Annotated in this window: 14 protein-coding genes and 1 tRNA gene; 2 read left to right on the top strand and 13 right to left on the bottom strand. The window is 36.3% G+C overall.

All coding sequences use genetic code 11. From position 1 onward, the window contains the following. Positions 1–23: 23 nt before the first annotated feature. The 9 genes from rpsB to BQ5371_RS05100 form a co-directional block, all read right to left on the bottom strand. A complete protein-coding gene (gene rpsB, locus BQ5371_RS05140) occupies positions 24–770 on the bottom strand; it encodes a 30S ribosomal protein S2 (RefSeq protein WP_071132838.1) in 747 nt (248 codons plus the stop codon). A 165-nt stretch (positions 771–935) separates the two neighbouring features. Continuing rightward, complete coding sequence (locus BQ5371_RS05135; RefSeq protein WP_071132837.1) at positions 936–1,607, bottom strand: 4'-phosphopantetheinyl transferase family protein; 672 nt, start codon at positions 1,605–1,607, stop codon at positions 936–938. Positions 1,608–1,624: 17 nt separating this feature from the next. Further along, the gene (locus tag BQ5371_RS05130; protein ID WP_071132836.1) at positions 1,625–3,595 is read right to left on the bottom strand and encodes a non-ribosomal peptide synthetase; all 1,971 of its coding nucleotides are present in this window, start codon (positions 3,593–3,595) and stop codon (positions 1,625–1,627) included. Continuing rightward, a complete protein-coding gene (locus BQ5371_RS05125) occupies positions 3,579–4,337 on the bottom strand; it encodes a thioesterase II family protein (protein ID WP_071132835.1) in 759 nt (252 codons plus the stop codon). Before BQ5371_RS05125 ends, BQ5371_RS05130 begins: the two co-directional genes overlap by 17 nt. Positions 4,338–4,339: 2 nt before the next feature. Further along, positions 4,340–5,863 carry a class I adenylate-forming enzyme family protein gene (locus BQ5371_RS05120; RefSeq protein WP_071132834.1) on the bottom strand — a complete coding sequence of 508 codons (1,524 nt, stop codon included), beginning with the start codon at positions 5,861–5,863 and terminating at the stop codon, positions 4,340–4,342. 9 nt (positions 5,864–5,872) lie between these two features. Further along, complete coding sequence (locus BQ5371_RS05115) at positions 5,873–8,731, bottom strand: type I polyketide synthase (protein ID WP_071132833.1); 2,859 nt, start codon at positions 8,729–8,731, stop codon at positions 5,873–5,875. A gap of 29 nt (positions 8,732–8,760) precedes the next feature. Continuing rightward, the gene (locus tag BQ5371_RS05110) at positions 8,761–10,182 is read right to left on the bottom strand and encodes a condensation domain-containing protein (protein WP_159428260.1); all 1,422 of its coding nucleotides are present in this window, start codon (positions 10,180–10,182) and stop codon (positions 8,761–8,763) included. A gap of 15 nt (positions 10,183–10,197) precedes the next feature. Then, positions 10,198–12,504 (bottom strand): ABC transporter permease, encoded by a 2,307-nt coding sequence (locus BQ5371_RS05105; RefSeq protein ID WP_159428259.1) that lies wholly within the window; start codon positions 12,502–12,504, stop codon positions 10,198–10,200. Positions 12,505–12,530: 26 nt separating this feature from the next. Then, a complete protein-coding gene (locus BQ5371_RS05100; protein ID WP_071132830.1) occupies positions 12,531–13,238 on the bottom strand; it encodes an ABC transporter ATP-binding protein in 708 nt (235 codons plus the stop codon). Positions 13,239–13,450: 212 nt separating this feature from the next. Between BQ5371_RS05100 and BQ5371_RS05095 the strand changes: the two genes are divergently transcribed. Beyond that, the gene (locus BQ5371_RS05095) at positions 13,451–14,824 is read left to right on the top strand and encodes an NCS2 family permease (RefSeq protein ID WP_071132829.1); all 1,374 of its coding nucleotides are present in this window, start codon (positions 13,451–13,453) and stop codon (positions 14,822–14,824) included. Positions 14,825–14,976: 152 nt separating this feature from the next. Here the strand turns inward: BQ5371_RS05095 and BQ5371_RS05090 are convergent, their stop codons facing one another. After that, positions 14,977–15,555 (bottom strand): flavodoxin domain-containing protein, encoded by a 579-nt coding sequence (locus BQ5371_RS05090; protein WP_071132828.1) that lies wholly within the window; start codon positions 15,553–15,555, stop codon positions 14,977–14,979. A gap of 7 nt (positions 15,556–15,562) precedes the next feature. After that, positions 15,563–19,141: a DNA polymerase III subunit alpha gene (locus BQ5371_RS05085; protein ID WP_071132827.1), complete on the bottom strand. Its 3,579-nt coding sequence runs from the start codon at positions 19,139–19,141 to the stop codon at positions 15,563–15,565. Between the two features lie 203 nt (positions 19,142–19,344). Between BQ5371_RS05085 and BQ5371_RS05080 the strand changes: the two genes are divergently transcribed. Further along, a tRNA-Arg gene (locus tag BQ5371_RS05080) sits at positions 19,345–19,421 on the top strand. A 205-nt stretch (positions 19,422–19,626) separates the two neighbouring features. On the opposite strand, the gene BQ5371_RS05075 is transcribed toward BQ5371_RS05080, so the two are convergent. Both BQ5371_RS05075 and BQ5371_RS05070 read right to left on the bottom strand, forming a co-directional pair. Then, entirely contained in the window at positions 19,627–19,842 is a 216-nt protein-coding gene (locus tag BQ5371_RS05075; protein ID WP_071132826.1) for a hypothetical protein, read from the bottom strand. Positions 19,843–20,047: 205 nt separating this feature from the next. Continuing rightward, a complete protein-coding gene (locus tag BQ5371_RS05070) occupies positions 20,048–20,935 on the bottom strand; it encodes a HipA domain-containing protein (protein WP_071132825.1) in 888 nt (295 codons plus the stop codon). Position 20,936 lies beyond the last annotated feature (1 nt).

Here is a 20,936-nt window from a genome sequence, read left to right as displayed (position 1 = left end):
TCATTATCATTAATATGATAGGTCTATTCTTCTACCTTTTCTTCTTCTAAATCTACTGTCTCTGTTTCTTCGCTAACATCCTGAGATTCGCCTTCCTTAGCTTCAATAATAGCATCTGACATTAGCGAGGTTATAAGCTTAACCGCTCTAATCGCATCGTCATTAGCTGGGATCGCATAATCTACATCGTCAGGATCACAGTTTGTATCTATCATTCCGACTACTGGTATTCCTAAAATTCTAGCTTCCTTTACCGCAATCTTTTCCTTCTTAGGGTCTACTACAAATACTGCTCCAGGCATACCCTTCATATCCTTGATACCACCAAGAGATTTTTCAAGCTTATCTCTCTCTGCCTTAAGCTTTATTACTTCCTTTTTAACTAATTTCTGGAAAGTTCCATCTTCTTCCATTTCATTAATCTGATTAAGGCGATCAATTCTTGCACTGATGGTCTTGTAATTTGTTAGCATTCCTCCAAGCCATCTCTCATTTACATAAAATTCTCCGCAACGCTTTGCTTCGTCTACGATTGCATTCTGAGCCTGCTTCTTCGTTCCTACAAAAAGAATTGGACGCCCTTCTGCTGCAACTTCTTTAACGAAATTATACGCATCATTGACCATTCTTATTGTCTTCTGAAGATCTATGATGTAGATTCCATTTCTCTCTGTAAAAATGTATGGTGCCATCTTAGGGTTCCATCTCCTTGTCTGATGACCAAAATGAACACCTGCTTCTAATAATTGTTTCATCGAAACTACTGACATAATTTAACCTCCGGTTTCTCTCTTCCACCAAAACGTAAATGCTTTAAACCCTCATTTTCGCTCGGGCACCGTAGCATAAGCTTTGATGTGCTAATTTCCCTGTATTTATCTACTTAAATACAAGCTTAAGTATTATATATAATTAAGTTGTTAATATCAAGCTTTTTATATTTTTTTAATGAGCTCATCCCAGCTTATTTCCTCTATGTTAAGGCTTCCCTCTCCGTATATGCTGAAGACAATCCCTTGATTATGTACTGAGTATAGATTTTTTTCGTCCTCTAACTTAATTATTCTTAGATTTTTATTGCAATCTTTTTTTAATACATCTATAAAAGGCTTGTTTTTGTAATCGTATCTGAGACCGACTCCTAGCCACTTTCCATATGCCTCTTTTGCTGTCCATAATCTGAGAAGGTCCACCTTAGAACCGTTTTCATCATTTAATGCTTCCCATTCTTCCGATGTTGCTACAGATTTTACAGCCAAGCTAAGTGTTTCGATATCTATATCAAGTCCTTCAATATCAGCTCCAACATTTTTTTTACTTATGGCACAGATGCTTGCCGCCTTGCAATGAGAATAATTGAATGATAATGATTCCTTATCAAACTTAGGCTTTCGAAACTCTCCAAATGAATAATCAGGTAATGAATCTATGCTTATTTTGTAATCACTGTTTATTAATGCATAAGCCAGTAGAAGTCTTGCGATTATAGCTGTCTTCTGATCCTTTTCATACCTGAGCCTTTTGACGTTTCCACTCCAGGAGCTTGGAAGTTTTGAGAACCTATCCATTAGAACTTCTATCGATATGCCATCGAAATCTTTAAACACGTATACATCCAATGTATCTAGATAACTACTACTTCGCACAGGTCTTCCTCTATGTCTGATATGTCTGCCATATCTTCCATATCAGCCTTCTTATAATTTATAAAGCTCATGAGGCTTTTTACATCGGCGTTTTCTACAAATTCCATAGGACTTATCTTGACCTTGAACATATTTAAAACGTGTTTCAAGAGCATCGGAACCAGAACGGAGGTCCCCCCAATTTCAAAAAAATTTGCACTATGGTTAAGCCCTTCCTCTTTTATATTTAACACTTCTGAAAAGATCAGTCCAAGCAGTCTTTCCTCCTCTGAAATCTCTCCAGGCTCTCTATGTTTATCTGCTTTTGATTCTATATCTTTTGAATTTTCTTCGTAGAATCCTTCTCTAAACCTTCTATGTAAATCCTTCTTCTTTATCTTCCCTATTGATGTTCTTGGAATTTCTCCATTTGGAACAAATACTATTTCTTTACACATAATATTTGAAAAGGATTTAAATCCCTCTCTTATTAATCCATAAAGATCTTTTTTTATCTCTTTATTTTCATTTTCTACTTCTATGAAAATTATAAGTTCGTCTCGCCTTGAGTCCTCGTTAATTGAAGCTATTGCACATATAGTATTGCTGTAACCTCGTTCATTGCAGTATTCTTCAATCTTCTGATTAATTGCTGGAACTGAATAGTTTACACCGTTTACAATAAGGCGGTCAAAGCTACGACCCGTTAACACAAGCTCTCCTGAAATCCATGACCCTATATCTCCTGTTATAAACCATCCGTCCTGAAATTCCCCGTTGATATCATCGTTGATATAGTCATCGAATATAGGTTCTCCCTTTACCTGAACTTCTCCTTCCACACCCTCTTCGTTTATGACCTCCCCTTGATCATCCACTATACGAAGCTGGAATCCATCTATTGCTTTACCGACAGATATTATATTCCCCTTGCTTATCTTTCCCATTGCCCTGGTTATTGTAATACCCGCTACCGCTTCAGTCATTCCCCAAAAAGGCAGCATAAGAACCTCTTTACAGCCCTTGTTTTTAATAATTTCTAGGAACTCCTTGCAATTTCTGTAATTTATCATTTCACCGGCATTTATTATTTCCCTTAGCGATGAAAGATCAATGTCCATATTATCTATCTCTTCTCTCTGCCTTATAAGTACAGAGAATATCGAATCGGGTGCCCATGTAACAGAGGGTTTAAATTTATCAAGGAATTTAAGCCAAGCTTTCGGATCTTGTAGGACCTCCTCCGATTTTATATGAACCTGTTCAGCACGAAGAAGAAGTGGCAAGATATGAAATAAATTGAGAGGTGCAACATGTTCCATTGGAAACCAGTTGAAAAATCTCGTTTTATCTGTATATTCTAAAGCACTCTGGTCTATCAGTATTCCCTTAAGCAGTTTGCCATGTGTAAAAGGAACTCCCTTGGGATCACCTGTGCTGCCTGACGTAAATAGTATCATGGCAAGATCGCTGACCTTTGGAATATATCTCGGCTCTTTTTCATAATCAGCATCGTCCCTGTTTACAGATGATAAAATCTCATCAGTGCTTTTTATTTCTATATTTGGAATTATCTCTTCAATTGTGTCTATCTTATCTTCCGTTACAATTATGCTATTCGCCTTGCTTATCCTCGTTATTATCTTTAGTTTATTTGCATCTGCATCGTTTTTCATCGATAGGCTTTCAACTGAACAAAAAAACGGAACTACAGTTCCACCCGAAATAAGTATTGCCCAGAAGAAAGGTATATATAATGATGGCTCTGTTACTGATAGGATAACCCTGTCATGTGGATCTATAAAGCTTGAAATCTCCTTAGCTATAGAAACAGCCTTATGTCTTAACTCCTCATAACTCATCCCAATAACTTCACCATTATGTCCAAGAAACTTCAATTGATTTTTTTCTTTCTCATCCGATTCTTTCGCCATAAATGATTCACATATTGTATTATATTGAAATTCCATCCAAGAATGCTCCTTTCCTTAAATGCATCAAAACTGTTTTGGTGATCTCCCTTTCGTCATCACGAATGAAGAAATGCGAACCGCGCATTGTTATTAGGCTGAATTCATCTGTTAAAAACTTTAATAGACTTATATTTTGAAAAGGTACAGCGCAGTCTTCTTTTGATGCAAAACTGCATATTCTACATGGTGCAGGTGTGAAATTAAAGTGATAGCTCTCAATCATCCTGTAGTCATTCCTTATCACAGGAAAAAATTCTTCCTGAAAGCTGGGATTGTTCAGTTCCGATAGTTCAGCTCCGCCTATAAAGTTCAAGTATTTCTTTAGTTCATTTTCCTTCATCCCGCTTACATTATCTAAGTCCATAAAAACCGTCGATGCTCCCATAAAGATCACGAACGGAGACCTCTTATATTTCTCCTTTATCTTTAGAGCTAACTCATACGCTATTACTCCTCCCATGCTGTATCCGAATATTCCAAAAGGTTTGTCTAGAAAGCTTGCAATTCCTTCAGCCATTTCGTCGACCAAAAGTCTTAGATTGCAACATAAGTCTTCTTTTCTCCTGTTCTCCCTTCCTGGTAATTGAATTGGGCAAAGCTCAACCTCCTCAGGAAAGTATTTTTTCCACGATATATACATGGATGAGCCGCACCCTGCATAAGGAAGGCAGAACAATCTAACCTTTGATAACGGTTTGTTATCAGCTCCATATATCCATTTGCTGTCAATCATATTCATTATCAATTGTTTCCATCGTATATCTTTTTCAATGCCTTATAATCTTTTTTCTTCATATAATTTCTAGGTATTTCCTCTATTCGAATGTATTCTCTGGGCATAAGCATGTTTCCAATTTTCTTGACAAAAACTCCCTTTGCCGCCTCTTCATCGATTTCCACGCTACCTGTATAGTAGAGAACAGGAATATGTCCTAGAAGCCCGCTTTTATCTTCAATTCCTATGCATGCACAGTCTTCAATTCCAGGGATGAGCGATGCAATATCTTCCAGCTCCCTCTGAGCAACCTTTTCTCCACCTACATTTATAATGTCATCAGCACGACCTAGGATGTAGTAAAAGTTCTCATCATCTCGCCACACGAGATCTGCAGTTTTCATCCAACCCTTGTCAACGGATTCCTTATACTTATTGTCCTCGTGCAGATAGCCGCTGAAGATCATATTACCCTTTATGGCAAGTCTACCAATTTTCTCTTTCCCGCATCCCTTCAGAAAATCGTTTTTTTCGTCCGACCAAATGCCTAGTCTAATACCATTTATCGGCACACCTAAGGCATTTATCTTATCAGATCTCTTGCTGAACTCCATAAAGACGCAACCTCCGCTCTCCGATGAACCCCAAGTATTAAAGAGTCTTGTATTTGGAAGAAGCTTTAGCAATTTTTTTCTAAGAGGAACGGAAACAGCACCTGCACTGAACTCTATGTATCTTAGTGAGGAGAATTCTTTACTTACCATTTCCTCTCCAATCTCCCTTATTACAGACTCCATTGTCGCAGAAACTGAAGCCATAGCAGTACAGTTAAATTTTCTGATATTTTCTATAATTGCACTAGAGAAAACAGCTCCACTCTGAAGGACTACCGCCCCTCCCACTGAGAACACAGCTCTAAGGACTCTCATACCAAATGAGTGGTTTAGTGGAAGAGGAATTAGAACTATATCAGAACTGTTTATTCCTATTCCCTTTACCGTGTTTACAGTATTTGTCTCAATATTTAGAGTTGAATGAAGTGTAGCTTTTGATTTTCCCGTTGTTCCCGTTGTAAAAATCACTTCTCTTATATCGCTAAGAAGTGGTCTCTCATACTCAAGTGGCAAATTCCAGTCATTTGCCTCAGCTAAAAGCTCATCATAGTGCATAGTAGGTGCAGATTTTATTCTGTTGTCATTTCTTGAAAAATAATATACGGCACCGACAAGACTTATCTCATATTCGAGCTTTTCAAGCTGGACTCCGCGTTCAACAGGTGAGCTTATAGCCCCTACTATCTGAATTGCAAGGTATGTGAGCACATATGAAATATCAGATACTGCTTCAAGTATCACGAAGTCACCTTTCTTTATTCCAATGGTTTTCATATATCCGGCAATAATCGAAGCTCTTTCAATCAGTTCTCTGTAATTAATAGAGTCTTTTTTCGTATATACTGCAATTTCGTCCCCATTTTCTTCTGCCTGAATTTTTACCATATCGATTATGCTCTCGCATAAAGAATCTCGTAAAATAGAACTGGTCTTCATAAATCCTCCTTATGCTGCAAGTATTGTCGCTGCAAGCTTTTCAATCGTTTCATTATCATAGATTTCAAATATGTCGAATTTTTTTGAGAAATGCTCGTTTATCTTGTCTGACATTGACTGCATCACAAGTGAATTACCTCCAAGTGCGAAGAAATCATCTTCTTTTTTTATCTCCTCATTTATGTTTAATGCCGATGACCAAAGGTTCATCAGAAACTCTTCAGCCTTTAACTGTTCTTCGTTTTTTTCAATTACAGCATCCCTCTTTTCATTCAATGAATCCACATCTATGTTTTCATCAATCCCTGAAATGCCCAATGCATGGGTGCCTCTATCCTCTATTGCAGCGCGTCTTTCCCTTTCTTCAAAAAGATTTAGAACTATTATGTTTTCACCTGTATCGAGTTCTTTGAATAATCCGCTTTTGGAAAAATCGAGCACTAATATAGGGCCTTCTTTTGACATGTCTAAGATTTTTTCCTTAGCATTATGAACTTCACTCTCTCTATCTGAATCCATATTTAATATAGCGTCTCTGAGTGATTCGTCATTTATCCACCCTCTCCAGTACTTATAAATAGCAAGTCCTAGCCTGTCCGATATAAATACATCCGGTCTAATATTGTGTTTTTCTATATACCTGAGCATTGCCAATTTGTAGTCAGCATCTATCGCTCCTGTTACTGGGTAAAACCCTTCCCTGAACAATCTGTTGTTGTAAGGTGCCTTGTGTAAGTTGACACTCTCTACATTCTCACCAAACGAGGCAAAAACAACGCGTAGTTTTACTGTGTTAAGAAGCCTTGATTCAACAAGCGAGAGGGAATAATCTTCTTTATCCTCAATTGCGAGGTCCGTATCCTTAAGCCATATCTTCTTTTTTGAAAATGGATATGATGGGATTGAAATTCTCCTCCCACCCTCAATTACGAGGTTATTCCATTTAATGTCCATACCTGCCTTATAGCATTCATTCAAAACCTCTATATTGCTCTCATCTTTAGATGAAAATACTATCTTTATAGATTCATCGCTAGAGTTTTTCCAAGATAGCCTGTCTGGCGAAAGATCAAACACTAACGTCTTAACACCGCTCTTTTGCCGGCTTGCAATCTGCTTTTCAAACCCTTCAGAATTAAGATCAGGTGTCATTGATGACATTTCATTTAAGAAGACATCCTTGCTCTTTTTACCCTTCATATATTCGAGAGCTGACTTAATTCCCTTATCTATAAGAAGTAAATCTATTCTTATGCCTGATTTTTTTAATTCCTCATATTTTCTACAAGCATTCAAAATCGAATTAACATCATCCGTTGTTGTCTTGATTGCACACACTGTAAGGATTTTTTCTCCACCGTCAATCAACTCATACGGCTCTACACTTGCTAATTTATCCGAAAGCTCTTCGCATGAACCTGCTTCTATCAAAGCTCTATATTCATAATCATCTCTTCCCACGTTCATTGTAAGTGTAATATCATCAAATCTAGGGTTTTCTTCTCTGATATAATCGGTAATTGATTTAGCTTGAGCTTTAAAGGCTTCCTTTGTCCTGGCAGATATCTTTACAGGAACCTTTGCTTTACTCTTTACCTCTTCATCTCTTTCTTCTAAATAATTCTCAACGACAAGATGTGTATTGCATCCGGAAAGCCCAAAGCAGCTCACGCCCGTCATCCTCTTGGAATCTTTTGGCCATTTATATGTTTTGTGTACAAGTTCTAATCCACTTTCGTCAAAGTTGACCATATCGTTGAGGCATTCAAAGTTTGCGATCGGATAGGTTTCATCGTTTTCATATCCTATTAGTATCTTTATAAAAGAAGAAATACCTGATGCAACAAAGAGATGGCCTATATTCGGTTTTAAAGTGCTCATCAGAAGTCTCTTATCTGATAGTCCATATTTTTTCACAGCCCTGTTAAGGCTCTCTGCTTCTACGGCATCGCCAACCATAGCGCCTATTCCGTGTGTCTCTACTTCTGTTAGATTTTCGATTTCTGCATCTTTCCAAGCATCTATAACAACATCTCTTTGAGCTTCCATACTAGGCATAGAAACATTGGAACACCGTCCTCCGTCACCGTTAACTGCTCCACTTACAATTACCCCATAGATATGATCATTTGCCTTTATTGCTTCATCTAGAGGCTTTAGTAAAACATATGCTCCACCTTCTCCCATCACTGTTCCGTCTGATCTTTGATCGAAGGAATTGAGCGTATAGTCATCAGATATTATCCCCATAGCATCGTAAATATTTTCTTTAGCTCTTGGAACATTTATGAATAATGTAATTCCTCCTACTACTGCGCTTTCAATCTCTCCAAGGGTCAATTTCTCACACGCCATATTAAGTGCTGTCATTGAAGATGAACAAGCACTGTTAATTGTGTAGTTCGAACCCCTCAAATCAAATTGGTATCCGATTCTTCCACTCAGCATATAGGCTTCGCTACCTATAATTGATGTTGAGCTTTGTTTCTTAATCATTTGATTGTATTCGCTGTTTATGCAGGCAATATATACTCCACAAAGTGACCCTCGGAATTCAGAAAGCGAATATCCTGCATCAAGAATAGCTTCTGCAACAAGTTCCAAACTCATTCTATGTTCTGGGCTCATGAGCCTTGCCTCTCTTGCAGGTACTCCAAAGAAGTCGTTATCGAATCTTTCTATGTCCTCTATATAGGCACATTTCATATATTCTGCTTCAGCGTTTAATTTTACCAATTCCAGCCTATGTTTCGGCGGATCAGATATTTGTACCTTTTTATCGTTCAAAATCTTTCGAAATTCTCTTTTATTCTCCGCTCCGGAGAAACGTCCGCTAAGCCCTATTACTGCTATTTTTTTATACTTCATTTTTCCCTCTTTTATAACAAATAGCTGTTTTAATACGACAGCACCATTATTCCCAAATCATCCTGTTCAATATCCACATTGTCCATTTCAAGATCCGATCTAAAAAATTCCCTCAACGGACGATTGCTGTAATGCGACATAAAGTGTATGGCAAGTTCAAGGTTATCCCTTATCGCTATAAGCTGATCTCCGTATTTCCTGTTATCTCCTATGAGCTTTACACTAAGTCCATCCACTTCCGGTAAAACCATTACCATAAAGGTTCCTGACGGGAACATTCCCTCCCATGTTTCTATATTTATCCTTGCATGTACGTTAATCGGTTCGTCGTTGAACTTTGGTGCACCTGTTATTTCTCCTATGTTTTCATCTAGTATGAACATTGAACTTTTTAGCCCGCATTCAGGTGCTGCCCTTCTATGTGAATATCCTTCTCCAATACTCTTTCTGATCATAGCTTGAGCATCTTTAAAAGTGTCATCACGGTTGAATACCGTACGGCAATACATTAGTCGTGCCAGAAGTCCTGGAGTATCACGAAACTCCTTATCTGCTCGGTTTGATATTATGTACGAAGAAACCACATCATTAACATCTAAAAGCTTTGCAAGCGAGAGATGAAACCCCAGCATTAACATATTGAAGGTGCTTGTCTTTTCTCTACGAGAAACCTCTTCGATGGCCTTTTTATCAAGGTAAAGGCTGACATCCTTATTCCGCTCAGTATTTCTTTTTGACCGCTCCTTACTGAGTGTGTTTCTCTTATATCCCTTAAGTAAATCCTTCCAATACTGTTTTTCTTCCCTGCTCTTTGGGCTTTCTAAGAATTCGTATTCTCTTTTGATAAACTCATCAAAACCCTTACAGAATAATTTCTCAGCACTTTCATCGTTATAGTACCTGAAAATTCTGTTTATTATCGAAGTTACCCCACCGTAGTCAATAACTATGTGCGAAATCATAAACATCAGAAAATGAAGTGAATCATCGATTTTTATTAGCCTGAACCTCACCTGTTCTCCATCAGGATCAAATAGGTCAAGTGGGGTCCTTGCTTGTTCATCTAGATATCTCTCACAGCTATCTATTCTTTCATCCCTATCTTCTCCAGGGAGATCAACCTCTATAAGATTAAATTCCTGAGGTTCTTTTTCCTGTACATAGAACTTCCCAAATTTACCTATTAAATATGACCTCAGTATGCCTTCCTCATTCCTAACCCTAGCAATACTTCTTTCAAGACGTGCTGTATCAAGGTCTCCTTCCAATGGAAGTTGAAATGTCAGGTTTGCTAGTATCTTAGCGTTATTGCTTCCTAGTCCCCCTACTGTTTTATAAAGGAGGGAAAAAGATTGCGGAATAAATGAAAGCTCAACTTTTCGAAACAATCTGGGAATCAATTTTCTCCTTGGATATGTCATTAATGAGTATCTTTTTGTTTTAATATCCATATATCTCCTTTCCATTTATTCGTTCGCCTTCATGGATTCAACCATATCTATCTTCTTCATCTTTTTAGTAAATATATAATTTACAATGAGAGAAACGATTAATACGGCAATAAAGCTTATAAAATAAGATTTTAAATATATCTTAGTCAAGAAGTCCTGCCCTCCGCCATTTGAAACGAACATCTGATTTAGAACCGGTTTGCCAAGGGGTATTCCCAGCAGTCCACCAACGACTGTCATCCATATATTTTGTGAAATCATTATCTTCCTAAGGCCCCTCTTTTTTATTCCAAGAACCTTAAGGGTCGCAAATTCTTTGTTTCGCTCGTTAAATGCAAGTACTGCCGAATTATAGATAACGATGAGCATTATTATCAGTGCCATTACTATGAAACTGAGTATTATGAGTTCATAAATTTCCACCCCGTTATCCCAAGCGTCAAGTCTGCTATTTCGACTTATGACAGCTGATACGTTATCATTCTTATAATTTTTTAGGTTCTTATCACTAAGACAAACATTCCCGTGATATACTCCTCCTCCATCTATATAGGTTGGCTTTAGTATCGTAAGCCCCTGGTTACTCATGTTCCAGTTAATAAGACTTATCTTGCTCTTTATCCATTTATCGCTTCCGATTCCCTTCCAGTATATTGTGTCTCCATTTTTGAATCCATGTTGATCAGCAAAACGCCTGCTCACTGCAATATCGCCTTCTTTTAATGAATACTCCTTTAAGTTGACATCTATAAGGCGGTATTTATCTTTATTATTTAATACAGTTACATTTGTGTTCTTTGAAACTCCATCTTCTTTTTTCTTAACCTGAATTTTATCTAGCATAAGCAGATCACCTGAAACATCTTTCGCAATTTTTTCTGCCTCTTCTTCATCAATACCATTTGACAATCTAATCTCGTACTTAAAATTCTGTATATGGGAAAAATTGCATTCCTTCATATACGCCAAAGTATCCATGCAGCCCACCGAAGCGAGAACCAGAACCATGCTTCCTGCAATTCCTATTGCAACCATTAAATTTCTTCCCTTGTTCCTCGAGAAATTCCTAAGATTATATCTTGTTGCAAAGCTGAATTTGTTCCAAAAAGGCAGGTATTCAAATACACATTTTCTTACCGTCTTAGGTGCTCTCGGATAAAGAATGTCTCTTGTGTTCAGTTTTATAATTTTCTTTGTAGATAGATACGCTGTTGCTGTACATGTCCCTATAATCAAAATAGCTACAAAAGCAAAACTAATTGAGTATCCGGTAATCCATGAAGGCAAGGTATACTGCATGCTCAATATCAATCCTAGGAATTTCTCGCCTATGATCTTAGGTCCCAAAAGGGCTCCAATAACAGTACCTATTGCAGAAAGGAAGAATCCGAAGAACATGTAGTGACGAATGATTTTCTTCCGCTTTACCCCAAGTGCCTTCATTGTACCTATCTGAACCCTCTGTTCCATTACGACACGAGACATTGTTGTAACCATTACCATTATTGCCGTTAGCAAAAATATCATTGGAAATAGGACTGCAAATACTTTATGCTGTTCTATCTCATCAGTAAAATTTTGAATCCCCCCCTGGTCTTTTTGCTCTAGAATTGCCATGTAATCACTGCCAATTGCATCTATTACTGATTTTTCAATATTTCTCCTGCTTTCGTTAGATTTAATCAGTATCTGGGAGTTTGGCAAAAAAGTTTCAACCTGTTCCTCTGTCAGAAAGTTTTGATCCATCCCATAAGGTAATATAGTTCTAAGAAATGCTTTTTTACCTATATATGCATATCCTATGTCCTTGAAGTCCGGATCTGAGTCCTTGTTTGCCTTATAGTACTCAAATTCAGGCATCATCATCAGGCCTTTTACCTTCTCACGAATTTTAAATCCGTTATATCTGAGTGTTACTTCATCGCCTATCTTTATTTTATTAGCTTCTGCATATCTTGAATTAATCCATATGCCATCTTCTGACTTGGGATCAAATTTAGCGCCTTTAATGTTCAGAGGTTTACTAACCTTGTTTTCATCTTCGATGAAGAGTGTAATAGGATAGTCTTTATCTGTAGAGAGCGTTTCAACCTGAGTTCTGAACTGTGCTTTCTCTACTCCCTTACTGTTTGTAAGTTTTTCTAACTGCTCTTTATTAAAGCTCTTACCGTAGACCCAGTAATCAGCAAGGACTGTGTCCTTATGATATTTTGCACGAACTTTCTCCATTCCGATGTTTGAGCTGCTTAGTCCGGTGAAGCCGGCCATGGCAACCATCGCAAGTATCATGAGCGATACAAAAGGAATCAAGTTCTTTCTCATATCACGCAACATCTTTTTTATGAACATCACAGATCAAGCCTTTCTACCGGAAGTGGATTCTCGTTAATCTTTATTTCTTTTATCTTTGCATTGCGCATATGTATTACCTTATCTGCGCATTCTGCTATTGCTGCATTATGTGTTACTATTATGAGTGTCTTGTTATTTTCTTTACAAATATTAATAACAAGTTTCAGAACATCCTTTCCCGTATTTGCATCAAGTGCACCTGTAAGTTCATCGCCAAGAATAATCTCAGGGTCTTTTGCAAGAGCTCTTGCAATCGATACGCGTTGCTGTTCTCCGCCGGAAAGCTGTGCTGGGAACTTCCCTTTTTTCTTAGAAAGCCCTACTGCTTGAAGCATCTCATCTGCGTTAAAAGGTAGATGTACTATTTCATTAGCTATAGCTACATTCTCGTATGCACTTAGACCCGTAAGTAGGTTGTAAAATTGGAAAATAAATCCTATCTTTCTTCCCCTGTAGTCCTCCATTTGATCCTCGTTATAACCTGAGATATCATCGCCATCTATTATGAGAGAACCCTTTGTTGGCTGATCAATTCCACCTAGCATATTGAGTACCGTTGACTTTCCGGCACCAGATTGACCTAGGATTACGACAAATTCGCCGCGATTAATAGTAAAATTAATGTTTTCTACTGCATAGAACTCTGTCTCTCCTTGTCCGTAAGAACGGTAAACGTCACGAAATTCAATTAACGGCGTATTCATATTTCTCCTTTATTTAAGATATAAGCTTTAATTTAATTATTTGATTAGTTAAATTGAACTAACTCATATACTAAACCATCACTTAATACAAATCAATCCTATATTTATAATATTTATAACCAAATTATCTCTTTTTTCCTTGATTAATTTTGCTTTCAAACATATAATTGATACGTATTTTTGATATTAAATATTTCATCAAGGAGAGAAAAATGGAAAAATTTTTTAAGCTAAATGAACATGGAACAGATGTTAGAACGGAGATTGTCGCAGGCGTGACCACCTTTCTTTCCATGGTCTACATTCTTGCTGTAAACCCTAGCTTGCTCGCCGCTTCAGGTTTAGATAGTGCTGCTGTCTTTACAGCTACCGCAGTATCTGCAGCCTTTGCAACACTGATTATGGCATTCTACGCTAACTACCCTGTAGCACTTGCTTCAGGAATGGGTCTTAATGCGTACTTTTCATTCTCAGTATGTATTCCAATGGCGGAAGCTGGTATTCAAGATCCTTGGAAAATCGCATTAACTGCTGTTTTTGTAGAAGGTATAATCTTTGTCCTCTTGAGTTTTACTAATTTCCGTGAAAAACTTGTTAATGATGTTCCTCAGAATTTAAAATATGGAATAACTGCCGGCATAGGTTTGTTCATTGTAATCATAGGTCTAAAAGGTGCAGGAATTGTAACAGCTGACCCAGCTACTCTTGTCACCATGGGTACTGTTAAATCTCCTCAGTTTATTCTAGCACTAATCGGTTTTGTAATAATTGCACTTCTTGTACATTACAATGTAAAAGGAGCAGTTCTAATAGGTATCTTATCAACATGGATTCTAGGAATGATTGCACAAGCTACGGGTTGGTATCAAGTAAATATTGAAGCTGAGGCTTTCTCGTTATATCCTGTATTTTCTGCTAAAAATTTAATTCCTCACGCTCCTACACTATTTGCTTTTAATTTTAAGTGGATTGGAGAAAACTTAATCGAATTTATTGTTATAACATTTTCATTCCTATTTGTAGATTTATTTGATACAGTTGGAACATTGATAGGAGTTGCAAGCAAGGGAAATCTCTTAGATGAGAATGGAAACTTACCTAGAGCTAAGCAGGCTCTGATGTCTGATGCTCTTGGAACAATCGCTGGTGCTTGCCTAGGTACATCAACTGTTACTAGTTTCGTTGAATCCAGTGCAGGTGTTGCTTCTGGAGGTAGAACAGGTCTAACTTCGCTTACTACAGCTGTACTATTTATTCTAGCCCTATTCTTCTCGCCTATATTCCTTGCTATTCCTGCATTTGCAACAACTCCAGCTCTTGTATATGTTGGTCTTTTGATGTTAAGTGCAATCAAAAATGTAAACTTTGAAGATAATATTGCAGATACAGTCAGCGGATTTCTTGCAATAGTTATGATGCCATTCACATACTCTATTGCTAACGGAATAATGTTCGGAATGTTGAGCTGGGTAATCTTAAAAATTCTAACAAAGAAAGCTAATGAAATTGCTCCTGTAATGTGGGTCTCAGCAATTCTATTTGTTATTAGATTGATTACTCTAGGTCTTGGAATAGGATTTCATTAATAGATAATTTTAATAAAAAAATTCTGATGAAAGTCTGATAAAAGAATATAAAGAAAAAGAGGGATGCACTTCAAAATGAATGCCTCCCTCTTTTATTTGTCCATTTGTATATTTTGTATGTTTTGTATATTCTCTATGTTTTGTATGTTTTTCTATTTTTCTATTATCTCCATTGCACCCTTGATTACCTGCCTTGCATATTTTTCATCTTTTAAATCTGCACCTTCTTCTATAATCTTCTTCATTCTCATTCCCGCATCAGATTCTTCTTTAATTGTTCCTTTGATTAAAATTTTCTTTGCAATCCACATCATCAGCCTATCGATGCCTTTTACCTTATTAGGGTCATAAGCTCCGATGCAGTAATACAATTTTACATCGCTCATATCAATCTTGTCATTGAAATTTATCTCCATAATCTGTGCGTAATTTGCGGGATTATATTCTGATATTCCGCAGCAGTATATTATAGTCCTTTTCTGAAGTCCATCAATATATGGCTTCACCGAGTTAAGACCAACAATACCGCTTCCCCTAAGCCAGCTTCCAAAAATTATTACATCATATTCTTTTAATTCTTCGAGATTTGTTTCTGCAAAATTTGACTTCTCACAAACAACCTCTATTCCCTTTTCATCGCATGAAGATATTATACCTTTTTCAATCCAGTCAGCGTAGGTTTTTGTACTTCCTCTTTTTGAATTGTAAAAAATCAATACAGATTTTTTCATACTTAAATTACTCCTTTATATTTTTTTCACCAAACCATTTAACCAGTTTATCTTTGAGTTCCTCCGTTAAATTTATCCTGTGCTTAGTGCCTAGCTTTGTAGCTTTTCTCATCGGTAGATAAATTAAAACATCTCTATTGCCCGGATAATTAGATAATAGCTCAAATATCTTCTCAAGTATAGCTCTATCTCCACCAGCATCATCTCGAATATCTGTGCTTATCTTTATCTTAAGAGGGCCTACTTTTTTATCTTGTCTTAACTCTGAAATATTCTCCACTAAGTCAATTTTTTCTACCAAAATATCAGCTTCACCCTCTGATTGGTAATTGATTTTTCCCTTAATTGCAACAATTGAATCCTCCTTGATAAGATTTCTATTCCTTTGAAATGTTTCTGGAAAAAATATAAGATTAATTGTTCCATAATAATCTTCGATTAGAGACCTAGCCATCTCTTGCCCTTTTTTAGTCATCATCTTCTTAACTCCGGTGAGCATACCTGCAATGATAACTTTATCTCCATCCCTAAACTTCTTTTCCTGCTGATATTCTATACCGTCCTGTCCTTGGTTTTCTATGTTTTCATCACCCTTTTTTATCGTTAAATCACTGCTATAGCAATTAACATTCCTATTTAATAATTCCTTGTAGTCATCAAGTGGGTGCCCGCTAATATATACTCCAAGTTCTTCTTTTTCCATTGCTAAAAGAGCATTTTTATCAAAATTCTTTACTTTCGGAAGATCTCTTGCAAGTGATACTTCTTCTTTTGCCTTGTCATCTAATTGAAAAATTGATATTTGATCCTTTGTACTATTTCTTGCCGAAAGCTGTGCTGAAGATACTGCATTTTCATAAACCATCATCATGGAGGCTCTATTATCATTCAAGCAATCCATCGCACCCGATTTTATCAGGCTCTCAATAGCCCTCTTATTTAGCTCTTTTACATCGAGGTTGGCGACAAATTCATAAATATCATTTGGACTGCCATATTTTTCACGAGATTTTATTATTGAATTGACAATGCCTGAGCCAACATGCTTTATACCAAGAAGTCCAAATCTTACTCCATTTGTTTTTTTGCCTTCTTTATTAAAATCATATTCTGCAGTAAACTCTCCATAACTTTCTTTAATTGAAGGTGGAAAAATTTCAATTCCCATTTCTTTACAATTCCTTATATACGAACTGATGTGAGCTTCATCACCTATCATGCTCGTCATAAGTGCCGCCATATATTCTACAGGATAATAGCACTTAATATATGCTGTTTGATATGAGATTGCAGCATAGGCAACTGCGTGCGATTTGTTAAAAGCATATTCAGCAAAGCTTGCCATGTCATCAAAAATGGTATTTGCCGCCTTTTCAGATATACCCCTAGAAATGCAACCCTCTATTTCAACAGAACCATCTTCATTTTTCTTGCCATGAACGAAATTTTCTCTTTCCGCATTCATCGCCTCTTTGTTTTTCTTTGACATCGTTCTTCTCACAAGGTCTGAGCGACCATATGAGAAACCACCTAGTTCACGAACAATCTGCATTACCTGCTCTTGATAAATTATGCAACCGTAGGTAACATCTAAAATATGTGCGAGCGAGTCATCAACATAATTAATGTCCTTGGGATATTTTTTATTATGTATATATTTTGGAATAGAATCCATTGGACCAGGTCTATATAATGCTATTCCCGCAACAATATCTTCAAAGCAGGTCGGCTTAAGTTCTTTCATAAAAGCTGTCATTCCTACGCTTTCAAGCTGAAAAACCCCCTGCGTATTACCCTCAGAAATCATCTTAAACACCTTTGGGTCATCAAATTCCATTTCATTAAAATCTATAGCTTTTCCTGTTTTTTTCTTAATTAAATCAATCGCATTTCTTATTACAGTTAGATTTCTAAGGCCGAGAAAGTCCATTTTCAAAAGTCCAAGCTCCTCAACCGTTTCCTTTGTAAATTGAGTTGAAATTCCCTTGCTTTCGGAATAATACAAGGGCAGATACTCATCTAAAGGATTTTGACATATTACAACGCCAGCAGCGTGCGTTGATGCGTGCCTTGGTAAATCCTCAAGTGCCATCGACATATCGAGAATTTTTCTTACCTCAGGGTCTTCTTGATATTGAACTTGAAGCTCATTATTTATCTTTAAGGCATCAGAAATTGTTATATTCAAGACATTAGGTATGCTCTTGGCTATTGCATCTCCCTCGGCATAGCTTGCCCCAAGAGCTCTTGCAACATCTCTAATTGCCATCTTCGCCTTTAATTTTCCAAAGGTTATTATCTGCCCTACATTTTCTTTCCCATATTTTTTTATTACATAGTCTATAACCTCTTGCCTCATTTCAATATCGAAATCAATATCAATATCAGGCATACTAATTCTTTCCGGATTTAAAAATCTCTCAAAGATTAAATTATATTTTATCGGGTCTACTTCGGTTATTCTTAAAGCATATGACACAACGCTACCTGCGGCAGAGCCTCTTCCCGGCCCAACTGGAATGCCTTTAGTTTTAGCATAATTAATAAAATCCCATACAATCAGGAAATATTCAACATATCCCATAAGTTCTATAACGGACAGCTCTTTTTCAAGCCTCTTTCTTGGAACGCTTTCAAGATTAAGAGCTTCTTTCTCGCCATACCTATTTTTCAGCCCATCTAAGCAGAGTTTCCTAAGATATTCTTTTGTGGTAAAACCCTCTGGCGGTTCATAATTAGGTATATGATATTCACCAAATTTAATATCTACATTGCATCTTTTGGCAATTTCCTCACTTCTATCTATTGCGTCCTGAGCCTCAGGGAAAAGCTCCCTCATCTCTTCTTCGCTTTTTAAATAAAATTCTTCTGTAGCAAAGGTAAGCCTGTCATCAGCATCGACATCAGCATTTGTCGCTATAGCAAGCAAAACATCGTGTGCCTTTGCATCTTCTTTTCTCGTATAGTGAGAGTCATTAGTTGCTACAAGAGGAATTCCGGTATCTTTGGATAGTTTTAGCAAGCCCTCTATTACATTTCTATCTTCAGGCAGACCGTGATTTTGAATTTCTAGGAAAAAATTGTTTTCTCCAAATATGTCAAGAAGCTCAAGTGCCTCTTTTTTTGCTCCATCATAATCACCAATCAAAAGTTTATATTGAACCTTACCTGCAAGGCAGGCTGAAAGGCATATTATTCCCTTGTGGTATTTTCTTAAAAGTTCCTTATCAACTCTAGGCTTGTAATAAAGCCCTTTGATATATGCTTCAGAGTCTATCTTCATCAAATTGTGGTAACCTTCATTTGTTTCAGCTAGAAGAATCAGGTGCCCGCTGTGTCTATCATAATTCGAGTCTTTATCTGTCATTCTTCTTGCTGCGGTGTATACCTCACAACCGATTACCGGATGAACGCCCTCATTTTTGCAAGCCTTATAGAAATCAATAATTCCAAACATCGCACCGTGATCTGTGAGTGCAACGGAATCCATTCCTAGGCTCTTAATGTGCTTTGGTATCTCTTTTACTCTAGACATTCCGTCGAGAAGGCTATACTCGCTATGTGTATGTAAATGTGCAAATGCCATATAAATTTCCTCAATTTCCAGTTAAATTAATCTGCGATTTGTTCAACTTGATTATATCATACTAAATTTTATTATAGTCATAAAAACTACTAAATTAGATAATCAATAGATAATCATTAGATATTCATTGGGTATTCTTTAACCCATTTAAAGATTTGACACATTAGTATCAATTTTGTATAATTATAAAGCTGTAAAAATCTGCACCCGTAGCTCAATTGGATAGAGTGTCTGACTACGAATCAGAAGGTTTAGGGTTCGAGCCCCTACGGGTGCACCAAATTTTTTAAGCCTTGAAAACACTCTAATTTCAGTAGTTCAAGGCTTTTTTAATATCTTGATTTTATAAAAAAATACCCTTTGAAAACTTCCCAAATGTGCCTTTTTTGACCCCTAATGGCATGACCCTTGGCAGGACCCTTTTGCAAAGTTAACGCTAGATTTTTTATTCTTTTGTATTAATAAAAAGGAGTTTTAGATAAAATCTAAAACTCCTTTGTGAGATTGTTATCTGCTATACTTTCTTTTCTTTCCTCAATCAATCTTATCAGTTCGTCTAAATCTTCTAATGTTGCCTTATTTCTTATAAATGACCTTGCTGCCCCTCTGCCACTTAAATAATTCCTGCGTTCCCTATTCGCATCTTTCCATTTTTTATCAGCTTCAGGACTATATGTTGCTTTTCTTTCTTTGCTAGCCATATCTACACCCCCCCTTTCTTTAATTAAATAAATTATCAGTCCAATAAATAACCCCCAGCCAATTTAACCAGTAATTTTTTCTTTGCCTGTTGTTCTTATTACTTCTTTTGTTACTTTGTATTTTTTATTCTTATTCATTATTTATTATGGTTCATTCCTTATTTTAGTAATAAATAAATTTTTATTAATTTACAATCTGTTTTACTTATATACTTTTTAATTTTCTCAATGTAAAGTCCAAAATGCGAGATTTTCTTTCCGATAATATTGTATAGTAAAACTTTTTTTGTAAATCATTTATATATGGTGTGCTAAATACAATCGATTTAATATCCTCCATATTAATTTTAGGAGTTATTCTCCTTATTGCTCTATTACAATTCTCATCTTGTATAGACACAATAAAATCAAAGTATTTTATCTTTTTCCCATTAAGCATAATTGCGGAAGTCGGGATCTCAAAAACCCTATACATTAATTCATTATCATTTGTAAGTATTTCCTTCATTATTAATTCATCAGCTTGTGGAAATAAACTGCTACCGCAATCATAGACTGGTGCAATTTCCATACTATCAGTTCTACTATCATATAAAAATCCCCAGTTACCATTATGGCGATCCCAATTACCAATAAAAGCATCTACAACAAACATATCCCAAAATCTGTCTAAAAGTTCTTCTCTATTAACTACATTTTGTTCATCAATTGTATTAAGAATATCAAAAAGCTCCGTCCCATATCCGTTTCTTTCTGAATCAATCATTTGATTTTTTAACGAAGCAAAATCTTGTAAAACTACCCCATGTTTTGTAAAATCTTTGCACGCTACGACTATTTTATTTTTACCTTTTACTTTATAAGTACCAAGAATTGTTTTTTGAACAGGAATTTTTAAACTTTCATAAATTTTGCAACCGATATATTCAGAAAAGCAACTATTACTATAATTCATGTTTTTATTTATTTTTGCAGTTGGTGGAAATTTCAACATATATTGTTCATTATTATATATGATAGAAATTTTATTTCCATTTGCTCCATCATACAATTTTTTACGCTTATCTAAATCAGTAAAATCTATTTCCTTCATA

Origin of the sequence: Alterileibacterium massiliense (assembly GCF_900104645.1) — a bacterium.
Lineage (GTDB): Bacteria > Bacillota > Clostridia > Peptostreptococcales > Anaerovoracaceae > Alterileibacterium > Alterileibacterium massiliense.
Note: the sequence above shows the minus strand (reverse complement) of the source record. Positions and strands in the feature narration are given on the sequence as shown.

Excerpts from the sequence above, each read along its gene's own strand:
- BQ5371_RS05070 (WP_071132825.1), bottom strand. The coding sequence starts at position 20,935 with ATGAAGGAAATAGATTTTACTGATTTAGATAAGCGTAAAAAATTGTAT.
- BQ5371_RS05110 (WP_159428260.1), bottom strand. The coding sequence starts at position 10,182 with ATGGATATTAAAACAAAAAGATACTCATTAATGACATATCCAAGGAGA.
- BQ5371_RS05120 (WP_071132834.1), bottom strand. The coding sequence starts at position 5,863 with ATGAAGACCAGTTCTATTTTACGAGATTCTTTATGCGAGAGCATAATC.
- rpsB (WP_071132838.1), bottom strand. The coding sequence starts at position 770 with ATGTCAGTAGTTTCGATGAAACAATTATTAGAAGCAGGTGTTCATTTT.
- BQ5371_RS05130 (WP_071132836.1), bottom strand. The coding sequence starts at position 3,595 with ATGGAATTTCAATATAATACAATATGTGAATCATTTATGGCGAAAGAA.
- BQ5371_RS05085 (WP_071132827.1), bottom strand. The coding sequence starts at position 19,141 with ATGGCATTTGCACATTTACATACACATAGCGAGTATAGCCTTCTCGAC.
- BQ5371_RS05115 (WP_071132833.1), bottom strand. The coding sequence starts at position 8,731 with ATGAAGTATAAAAAAATAGCAGTAATAGGGCTTAGCGGACGTTTCTCC.
- BQ5371_RS05090 (WP_071132828.1), bottom strand. The coding sequence starts at position 15,555 with ATGAAAAAATCTGTATTGATTTTTTACAATTCAAAAAGAGGAAGTACA.
- BQ5371_RS05100 (WP_071132830.1), bottom strand. The coding sequence starts at position 13,238 with ATGAATACGCCGTTAATTGAATTTCGTGACGTTTACCGTTCTTACGGA.
- BQ5371_RS05095 (WP_071132829.1), top strand. The coding sequence starts at position 13,451 with ATGGAAAAATTTTTTAAGCTAAATGAACATGGAACAGATGTTAGAACG.
- BQ5371_RS05125 (WP_071132835.1), bottom strand. The coding sequence starts at position 4,337 with ATGAATATGATTGACAGCAAATGGATATATGGAGCTGATAACAAACCG.
- BQ5371_RS05105 (WP_159428259.1), bottom strand. The coding sequence starts at position 12,504 with ATGAGAAAGAACTTGATTCCTTTTGTATCGCTCATGATACTTGCGATG.
- BQ5371_RS05075 (WP_071132826.1), bottom strand. The coding sequence starts at position 19,842 with ATGGCTAGCAAAGAAAGAAAAGCAACATATAGTCCTGAAGCTGATAAA.